Here is a 9,368-nt window from a genome sequence, read left to right as displayed (position 1 = left end):
GGTGCGAATGTGATTGCGCTCTTGGGGGCTGTCGTAAACCAGCCTAGAGGTTAAGCCTACGGCTCGCTTCGCGAACGTGGTTGGCTTGCCAACTGCAGGGCTACCGTTCGCGCCAGCGGGCCGGAGGCCTTAAGCCCGCCCTGTACTGCGAAGCAGTCAGGGTCGGGTAGTTTACGGAGCGTTGCCGAGAGTCGCCGATGAACTTTGAGGATGCCGGGATCCGGTCAATTGGGCTTTTTGCAAGGCATCCTGCAGCATTCGCTCCACCAACTCGGTGAACGTCCACCCCAGAGCTGCCGCCGCATCGGGACAGAGGGGAAGTGGGGGTCATGCCGGGCAGTGTATTCACCTCCAACACCCAAGGATTTTCCTCGGGATCCACCCGCGCCAAGCCTTCGCACCCCAACGCCTGGTAGGCCTTCAGACCTGCCGCCTCACAGCGGGCCAACCCTGCCGGGCTGAGGGAACAGGGGATCAAATGCCGCGAGCCACCGGGTGCGTACTTGGCTTCGTAGTCGTAGAAGTCGCCTTGGGCGGGGATGATCTCAATGGCCGGAAGAACTTGGCCGGACAAGATCGAGAGGGTGATCTCCTTTCCGGGAACATAGCGCTCCAGAAAAATCCGCGACGAGACTGAGCGGGCCAACTCCAGCCCCTGAGCAAATGACCTCTCATCCCGGACAATGCTGATGCCCACCGTCAAGCCGTTGTTGCTGGGCTTAACCACCAGTGGGGATCCCAACTCTGCCGCACAGTCAGCCCAAGTGAGGGGGCTTTGGTCGTCCCAAACCTGCCAATCGGGGGTAGAGATCCCCGCGGCGCGAAAGATCTGCTTGGAGACCAGCTTATCCATGGCCAGAGCACTGGCCAGCGGCCCGGATCCCTGGTAGGGCAGGCCCAGCCAGTCCAGCATTCCCTGTACCACCCCATCCTCGCCACCAGGGCCATGCAAGGCAATCCAAACGAAGTCGCAGCCGGCTTGCCGTTCCTGCCAAAGGCGCAGAGGCAGATCCCCATCTGGGTCGATTACCTTGACCCGATGGCCCAGGTCCTCCAAAGCCCGTTTGCAAGCTTTACCCGTTACCCAAGAGACTTGACGTTCTGCCGAACGCCCCCCCGCCAAGACAACAATGTTCACGGCTTAACCCCGAAGCACTCCCCACCCTCAACAACCGGCACCAAGATACCAGCATACCTTCACCCTATCCTACGAAGGGGGCCGCCGGCGGCCCAAGAACTCGGGAATATCCAAGCCACCCGACATCGGCGGCTCAGGCTCCGGGGGCTGTCGAGGCGGCAGCCCAGAGCCCGTGGGAGTGGGCTTAGGAACCCCCGACTTGTTGGAGGCAGAAACTTTGGTTGCAGCAGGGATGGTGGCTGGACGGGCTTTCTCTTGGAAACCGGTCGATGACCGTGATGCGCACTTCCCCCTGCATGCGCTCGTCTTGGACGGTGCCGAAGATGATGTTGGCCTCGGGATCCACTGCCTCGGCGATGATCTCGGCAGCCACCGTGACCTCATGCAAGGACAAATCCGGCCCACCGGTAATGTTGAAGAGGACACCTTTAGCCCCTTCGATGGAGGTTTCCAAAAGCGGCGAAGATACAGCGGTAATGGCGGCTTCGCGGGCGCGGGACTTGCCGGATCCCATGCCAATTCCCATCAAGGCAGAGCCGGCATCGGCCATCACGCTGCGCACATCGGCAAAATCCACATTGATCATGCCGGGAATGAGAATGATATCCGAGATGCCCTGCACCCCCTGCCGCAGCACATCATCCGCAACGCGAAAAGCCTCTTGGACAGGGGTTTGCTCGGAGATCACCGAAAGCAACTTGTCATTGGGAATTACAATCAGGGTATCAACTGCCTCCCGCAGCGCTTGGATCCCTTCCTCGGCCTGCTTGCTGCGGCGCTTGCCCTCAAAGGAAAAGGGCCGTGTCACCACTCCCACCGTCAGGGCACCACTGGCTTTGGCAATTTGGGCGATGACGGGTGCTCCACCCGTGCCCGTGCCTCCCCCCATGCCGGCGGCAATGAAGACCAGATCTGCCCCTTTGATGGCTGCTGCTATTTCTTCGCTGGATTCTTCTGCAGCTTTCTGGCCAATGGCCGGGTTACCGCCTGCACCCAAGCCTCGAGTCAGCTTCTGCCCAATTTGCAAGCGGTTCACCGTCGAGGACTAGGCAAGGGCCTGCGCATCGGTATTGACGCTCCAAAACTCAACGCCCACAAGGTTGCTGGCCGCCATCCGACTGACCGCGTTGCCACCCCCACCCCCCACGCCTACAACCTTAATCTTTGCGGCATTGCTCGGCATGATCTCCTCTGGACGATCCGCCGCTCTGGTCTGAGATCCGTTCCTCTCATACTCGGCATGAGAGCCTTCTCCCCTGTGGCGCTCATTCCAATGGGAAGGCGCAGACTGGGCTGAACCCAACCCTTGCCCAGGATTGGGAGGATGGATGTCTGACCAATTGGATGGCATGTCAGCTCTCACAATAACTTAAATTCTGGCAAATATCGAATATGCTAGCTGATTTAATATAGAGCAACTCCCTCCAGATGCCAACGCTGCCGACGTTTGTGAATCTTCCCGCTGAATACGGCCCTCCTAAAGACGCCTGTCGGCAGAATCTCAGGTAGCCTTTCTTGCCTAGAGGCATTTCTCTCTGAACTTGTCTCGAAGCTTTTGTGTGTAAGAATAGGTGTTCTCGAATACTTAGACCCTTGCAGGGGAAGAAGGGTCCAAAGGGAGGTTTCGGTACAAGAGTCTGGCCCTAGTTAAGGCCCAGTTAAGGCCAAGAGTCCCCTATCCAGCCAAAGGCTGATAGAGCGCCACTTTGTAGAACTGAGGCTTTGGCATCCTGTAGAGATTCAGGGATCCGGACTTGCATTCAGACCAGCTCTAGGTGAATCTCCGCTTTTAGCCGTTGGGGGAGGGAAATTTTGAATACATCTCCCTGATTCATTTCGTGGGCATCTTCCATGCTGGCCAGGGCTTCCACCACTTCTTCGGAGTTGGCGGTTAGCACCACAACGGGGCGCTCGCAGGCAATGGGGAAATCGTGCCACGTGCCGAGGTGCAGCAGCAGCCCATGCCCGGCAGGGAATCGCAGGGCTTGTACTTTGTCGAGATCGGGAGCTTCTTTGGGATGGTTGGGAGGAGCCATCACCATGATGAACGGCCTTGCCCCAGGCCGACAAACAACTGGGTCATACGCATGTGGCGCTCCAGCCAGAGCACAGGTGGATATCCGGGCAGGATCTTAGCCGTACGGATAACGGCTCTACCGGTGTATTGAAAGTCGATGTTTTGTCCTTCCAGGACACGCCCCTAATAAAAGGGGATCCCCAGCCCAGGATTGGCCACATCGTCCCCTATAAGTTGGCCGAAGGGTTGCACATTTTCTGGGGTGGCATCCACAATCGGCACCTGGACAACGGTGGTGGCAGTTGCAGTCGTGCTCATGGTTTGCATCCTCGCTCTTGATTGGGCTGGGGTCAATTGGATTGGAGTCAGGCTTTCTATCTTAATTAATTGTCTTATTGAGATTAATTGTCTTACTGAGAGCAATAGTAAAGAAACGGTTTTCCCGGTAACGGTCTATACATCTTTGATTCCTATTTATTCTTAACTTTGTTCTTCTCGAGGGCTTTGCGGGTTAAACCACCGCTCGATGATGTGGCGAATTTGCCGGGCGGCAGTGCCATCGCCAAAGGGGTTTTGGGCTTGGGCCATGCGGGCATAGGCTTGTGGGTCTGTGAGCAATTCTCGGGCTGCCTTCAGGATCTTTTCGGGGTGTGTGCCTACCAGGCGGGCGGTGCCGGCAGCAATCGCTTCAGGACGTTCGGTGGTCTGCCGCAGCACCAGCACCGGTTTGCCCAGGGCAGGGGCCTCTTCTTGAATGCCGCCGGAGTCGCTGAGGATGAGGGTACAGCGCTGCATGGCGCTCACCCAGAGGGGATAGTCCAGAGGCTCAGTGAGAAAAGCCCGCTCATGGGATCCCAACAGGGCTTGCAGGGGATCCCGCACCAAGGGGTTGGGATGGAGGGGCAAAAGAAGGGCGGTATCGGGAAACTCGGCCAAGATCTGCAGCAGAGCCTTGCCGATGGCGGTTAGGGGATCCCCCCAATTTTCCCGCCGGTGCACGGTAACCAACAGGACACGGTAGCGCTGCCAGTCCAGCCCGGGAATGGGGCAGGGGATCCCTTGGGAGGCCACCTGCAGTAGGGCGTCGATGACAGTGTTGCCGGTGCAATGGATGGATCCCACCACGTGGCTTCGCTTTAGGTTGTCAACGGCTTGGGGGGTAGGGGCAAAGTGCAGGCTGGCCAACTGGGAGATCAGGCGGCGATTGACCTCTTCGGGGAAAGAATTGTAGAGATCATCGGTGCGCAGTCCGGCTTCCACATGCCCAACCGGGATGCGGTGGTAAAAAGCTGCCAAGGCGGCAGCGAAGGCGGTGGTGGTATCTCCCTGCACCAAAACCAGTTGAGGATGTTGCTCTTGAAAGTAGAGTTCTAGGCCCCGCAAGGTGGCTTCAGTAATGTCCGTCAAGCTTTGGCGGGGGCGCATGATCGCCAGATCCCGATCCGCTTGCAGACCGAATAGCCGCATCACCTGATCCACCATTTCCCGGTGTTGTCCGGTCAAGATCGGCTCGGTGCGCAGATGGGGACTGGCACGCAGGGCTTGGATCACCGGGGCCAGCTTAATGGCTTCGGGCCGTGTGCCCAAGATCACGGCAACGAGGGGAAGGGAGGCCATAAGCTCAAGGACATCGGCACCTATAGGAGATGGGAAGCGCAGCTCATTGAAGCAAGGCCACCAACAAACCACTAACAAAAACCACTAACAAAACAGAGGCGGCGAAGGGTGTGGGTTGCTCAAGGTCGCAAGCCACCGAGATGTAGACTCTGCTGAGTCAGGCTGAGGGCAATGTCGAGACGAGAGGAACCACAAGGGGGCTATTGCTGCTCACCCCGATCTTACCCCTCCAGCTGCCCCACCAATTTTTCACCGGATGAGCTGGAGAAAAAGGGTTGACGGGATCCCACCCCTTCAACTAGCCTAAAGGGAGCTGAAGAGATCCTCTTCTGGCTGTCCGGGTTGTTTCGCTTAACCTTTTTGGAGGAAAACGTTCAACAGCATGGACGCTTCCGGTAGTTGTAGCGCCAGCCACCAGTGGATGGTCTTCGAGGAGCACGTTCTTGAAGACTGGGCTCTTACTGGTGTCTTCCTTTTCCCCGCTGACAGCTTCTGTCGTCGCTTGAGAGGATCCCGTTTCGCCAACGCGAAGGGGTGGGAGAGTTTTCCCGGCTAGCTTTTGACTTGGGTGGCTCTCTCAGTCGGCGACGAACAGATGAGCTGAGCAGAGCCTTACCTGAGCAATGGGTTTGTACAGCCCTGTTCAGAAAAGGGGAGATCAGGAGTAATTCCGAGGGGATTCCCCTTGACTTTCCCGTTGTGGGTTTTGGGGTTTCCGCAGGCCTGGGGATCCCTTGGAGTCCCTTTTATCGGCTTGGGCGCTTGCGATCCAAGCTGGGCTTGGAGGCCTGGCGCTAGACCTACGGCTTGCTGCGCGGCCATCCAAGGGTTTCAGGGCTTCCCTGTGAGCCTTGGAGCACCGGTTGGCTGTTGACCTCCTGGTTCTCTTCATCCCGGCTGACCCCAACGTTCGGAGGTTTATCATGCGGCACAACATTCTTCGCGATCTCCTAACCCCTGCTTCCTTGGAAGCCGCCAAGCGAGAGGCCAACCGCGCTCCCATTGCCGAGCTGGTGCAGCAGTTGATGGAGATTTCACCTCGGCAGCGGGTACTGGCTTTTCGCTTGCTGGAAAAAGACAGAGCCATTGCAGTGTTTGAGTATCTGCGGCCCGAAGAGCAGGCCGATCTCATTCGCAGCATGGAAAGCCCAGAAGTGATCCAGCTCATAGAAGCTCTGCCACCTGATGAGCGGGTACGTCTGTTTGAGGAGTTGCCGGCCAAAGTAACCAAGCGCCTCATTGCCAACCTCAGCCCAGAAGCTCGGGAAGCAGTGAATATCTTGCTGGGTTATCCAGAGCGCAGTGCCGGTCGGCTGATGAACCTGCGCTACTTGTCGGTACGGGATACCATCACCGTCGGGGCTGCTCTGGCCAGCGTGCGGGACTCTCAACTGGGAGACGATGAGCTGGATGTGATTTTTGTGGTGGACGATCAGCGGTTCTACAAAGGTTTGGTTCGCACCGTGCGCCTCGTGAAAGCAGATCCGGATTTGCCCATTCGGGAGCTGATTGAGGGATCGGATACTTTTGCTCGGGTTACCGACCGGGATCTCCAGGCAGCTCGTTTGCTCAAGGATTCGGGCTTGCCGGCTATTCCGGTGGTCGACAGTGAAGGACGCTTGGTGGGAGATATCACCTTTGAAGATGTCATCAACTTGGTGGAAGAAGAAGCCACCGACGCCGCTCTGGCCCAAGCAGGGGTGGGCAACTTGCTCAGCCGAGACAAGGTTTGGAGCGAGCGCCTGGTTAGAGGCTCCCGTTGGTATGCCGTCCGCCTGCGCATCACGTTTTTAGTCATCACCTTGATTGGCGGCATGTTGGTGGGGGGAGTGATCCAAACCTTTGAGGAAGTGTTGCAAGCAGTAACGGCAGCGGCTGTTTTCATCCCCTTGGTCATGGATATGGGCGGTAATGTCGGTACCCAATCTACGACCATCTTTGCCCGTGGCTTGGCTTGGGGCCACATCAACGTGCGGCAGTTTCTCCCCTATTTGCTGCGGGAAGCCAGCATTGGTGGCATTATCGGTGTGATCCTGGGGGCCACGGCTGGGGTGATTGCCTACTTCTGGCAGGGGGCACCCAATGGGATCCCACAATTGGGTCTGGCGGTGGGCTTGGCTCTGGCCATTGTCCTCACTTTGGGGGCTATCTTGGGCGCCATTTTGCCTTGGGCGATGTTAAAGCTGGGCTTTGACCACGCTCCGGGAGCGGATCCTTTTATCACCACCATTAAAGACTTCACCGGCCTCTGGGTGTATTTCACCCTGGTGGCTTGGCTAGTCGGGATTGAAGTGGAGCTCTAGGGCTGCGCCGGCGCTGGATCCAGGGGGCACCTCACCGGCAAAGCGCGTTCCAGGAACGAATAATCCAGCCCTTCTTGAGAAATCAGCCTTTCAGAGTCTCGCCACAAGGCCATCGCGACGGCGGCGCAGAGCACTTTTACGAGGTGTCCTTTGACCAACGAAGGGTTACAGCAAACATTTAGGAGGTGTGCCATGACTTTGAAAGCTCCTTCCACCACAGCTCAGTTCCGGTTGCTGCTGCAGCGCTACGCCCATCGAGTCAGCATAACCTGCGCTTTAGAAACGGGTGGTAAGCTGGCCCCAGAAGTGGCCTTTGCTCAACTGGAAACCCTCTGGCAGGCTCTGGAACAGGAGGCCAAAGCCCTGGGGATCCCAGATGAGGATGGCTAAACTTTACCCTTTCACGAGAACCGGAGCATGACCTGGATTGACTTCACCTTGCGTTTGGCCGTTGCCTTTGTCCTGGGATCCCTCATTGGCCTGGAGCGACAGTGGCGGCAGCGCATGGCCGGCTTGCGCACCAATACCCTGGTGGCCACGGGTGCAGCTTTGTTTGTCATGCTCTCGGTTCTCACCCCTGATGAAAGCAGCCCGACCCGTATTGCGGCCCAAGTGGTATCGGGGATTGGCTTTTTGGCCGGGGGCGTGATTCTTAAGGAAGGAGCCAGCGTCCGTGGCCTGAACACCGCCGCCACCATCTGGTGTGCAGCCGCGGTGGGAGCCTTTGCCGGATCGGGGTACATTCCCCAAGCTGCCATTGGGGCCGCAGCTGTGTTGATCTCCAACGTTGTGCTGCGTCCGCTGGGCTACCGCATCAACCAGCAGCCTTTGAAAGGCACAGAACTGGAACTGGTCTATGAGTGTTCATTTGTCTGCAAAAGCCAAGCAGAGGCCCACATCCGCGCCTTGCTCCTGCAGGGTATAGCTCCCACCCATCTCAAACTGCGCGCCCTCTACAGCGAAGACCTGGAGGACAAGCCCGATCTGGTCAAAGTCGAAGCAGAGCTAGTCACCCAGACCCGCGATGACCAGGCCCTAGAACTTGTCGTCAGCCGCCTCAGCCTAGAGCCAGGTGTGATCACTGCCCGATGGCGGATCATCGAACAGGAATTTGGCTGATCCCTCATCCTGCCAACTCCCAACCGGTCAGCAACGCAAACACCAGAAATAAGCCGCCCCCCACCCAATGCACGGCGCGTTCAGAGATGTGAGCTGCTAAAAAACGACCTCCCACCACCGCCAGCCCCACCATCAGTCCATGGCCGAGGGTAGCCCCTGCCCAGACGCTCAATCCCGGGTGGGTAGCCGCCAAGGAGATGGTGGCAATCTGGGTTTTATCCCCGAACTCGGCCAAGGCCGTCAAGCTAAAGGCTTCCCACACCACAGCCCAAGCACCGCCGCGGCCCGCCCCTTTTTCTTCTGCCTGCTCCACCAGCCTGAGGGCTTCTTCCTCTTCTTCTTTTTCCTGCTGGGGAGTCATCTTGTAAGCTTGCCAGAGCATTCTCAGCCCAAAAGCCGCAAAAACCCCAGCCGACAACACTCGCACGCCCAGCGGCGGCAGCAGCTTGAAAAGCACCTTCCCGGCCACCACCGCCAGCAAGGTCATCACGGCCAAAGCCAGCCACGTCCCCAAGAAAACCCAGCGGCGCGGGTGTCGCATAGCCAGAATCAGGGGGGTAAAAAAGGTTTTATCCCCAAACTCCGCTACCGTAACCAACAGCAAACTTGACGCAAAACCAACCCACATCGTTTAGCCTCCAACCTCTCTTGTGTGTGGAATCGGTTCACACCTAGAGGCGAAGGCTGGGAAAGTCAGACGAACTCACCAAGCTCACCTCTGCGTGAACTCAGTGAAAGTCTCGTCACCAAAGCAGCCTGCCGGGCTTGCTTTGTCTCTTGCACCGGGCTGTTTTTAGCCAGTATGTCGATGCAGAGGGCGGTAAGCCGCCTGACTACTCCCTTTCCGTCTGAATGGTAGCATGCTGAGCTCCCAGTGGGAGTCATTCATTCAAGCATTCAAGAAAAGCTCTCCAACGGGATCCCCCAAGACTTGCTGTGCCTTGGCCGATATCAGCTAGAAATCGCAGGAGCCCCGCACTGTACCCGTAGGGTCAGTGTCGGGAGGAATGCGGAAGTTACGATAGAACCATGACCCAAGTCCTGACCGTAGCTTGCAAGCTCAAGGTGTCCCAGTCGCAAGCCGCAAAGTTGGATGAGACAATGGATGCCTTTGTGCAGGCGTTGAACTGGGTCAACCAAAACACACCAGAAAAAGTAGTCAACGCAGTCAAAC

General features: G+C 57.7%; 8 protein-coding genes and 2 pseudogenes. 4 read left to right on the top strand and 6 right to left on the bottom strand.

What is annotated here, in order from left to right; translation table 11 throughout:
* Window positions 1-100: 100 nt before the first annotated feature.
* The 5 genes and pseudogenes from NW814_RS10950 to wecB all read right to left on the bottom strand — a co-directional run bounded on the left by NW814_RS10950 (window position 101) and on the right by wecB (window position 4,772).
* Window positions 101-1,138, bottom strand: coding sequence for a D-alanine--D-alanine ligase family protein (locus NW814_RS10950; RefSeq protein ID WP_414406320.1), 1,038 nt, complete (start codon window positions 1,136-1,138; stop codon window positions 101-103).
* 69 nt (window positions 1,139-1,207) lie between these two features.
* Window positions 1,208-2,321, bottom strand: a pseudogene (gene ftsZ / locus NW814_RS10945) (cell division protein FtsZ).
* Between the two features lie 577 nt (window positions 2,322-2,898).
* Window positions 2,899-3,180, bottom strand: a complete 282-nt coding sequence (locus tag NW814_RS10940; RefSeq protein ID WP_414406319.1) for a hypothetical protein — start codon at window positions 3,178-3,180, stop codon at window positions 2,899-2,901.
* A 158-nt stretch (window positions 3,181-3,338) separates the two neighbouring features.
* Window positions 3,339-3,473 carry a hypothetical protein gene (locus NW814_RS10935; RefSeq protein ID WP_414406318.1) on the bottom strand — a complete coding sequence of 45 codons (135 nt, stop codon included), beginning with the start codon at window positions 3,471-3,473 and terminating at the stop codon, window positions 3,339-3,341.
* A gap of 162 nt (window positions 3,474-3,635) precedes the next feature.
* Window positions 3,636-4,772: a non-hydrolyzing UDP-N-acetylglucosamine 2-epimerase gene (wecB, locus tag NW814_RS10930; RefSeq protein ID WP_414406317.1), complete on the bottom strand. Its 1,137-nt coding sequence runs from the start codon at window positions 4,770-4,772 to the stop codon at window positions 3,636-3,638.
* 863 nt (window positions 4,773-5,635) lie between these two features.
* On the opposite strand from wecB, the gene mgtE reads away from it, so the two are divergent.
* The 3 genes from mgtE (at window position 5,636) to NW814_RS10915 (ending at window position 8,194) form a co-directional block, all read left to right on the top strand.
* Window positions 5,636-7,075: a magnesium transporter gene (mgtE, locus tag NW814_RS10925; protein ID WP_414406316.1), complete on the top strand. Its 1,440-nt coding sequence runs from the start codon at window positions 5,636-5,638 to the stop codon at window positions 7,073-7,075.
* Between the two features lie 192 nt (window positions 7,076-7,267).
* Window positions 7,268-7,465: a hypothetical protein gene (locus NW814_RS10920; protein WP_414406315.1), complete on the top strand. Its 198-nt coding sequence runs from the start codon at window positions 7,268-7,270 to the stop codon at window positions 7,463-7,465.
* A 27-nt stretch (window positions 7,466-7,492) separates the two neighbouring features.
* On the top strand, window positions 7,493-8,194 hold the full coding sequence (locus NW814_RS10915) for an MgtC/SapB family protein (RefSeq protein WP_414374796.1): 702 nt from the start codon (window positions 7,493-7,495) through the stop codon (window positions 8,192-8,194).
* Window positions 8,195-8,198: 4 nt separating this feature from the next.
* On the opposite strand, the gene NW814_RS10910 is transcribed toward NW814_RS10915, so the two are convergent.
* Window positions 8,199-8,822, bottom strand: coding sequence for a TMEM165/GDT1 family protein (locus tag NW814_RS10910; protein WP_414406314.1), 624 nt, complete (start codon window positions 8,820-8,822; stop codon window positions 8,199-8,201).
* Window positions 8,823-9,223: 401 nt separating this feature from the next.
* Between NW814_RS10910 and NW814_RS10905 the strand changes: the two are divergent.
* Window positions 9,224-9,368, top strand: a pseudogene (locus tag NW814_RS10905) (RNA-guided endonuclease TnpB family protein); the annotation flags it as partial.

Origin of the sequence: Synechococcus sp. R65.1 (assembly GCF_047461755.1) — a bacterium.
Classification (GTDB): Bacteria; Cyanobacteriota; Cyanobacteriia; order Thermostichales; family Thermostichaceae; genus Thermostichus.
Note: the sequence above shows the minus strand (reverse complement) of the source record. Positions and strands in the feature narration are given on the sequence as shown.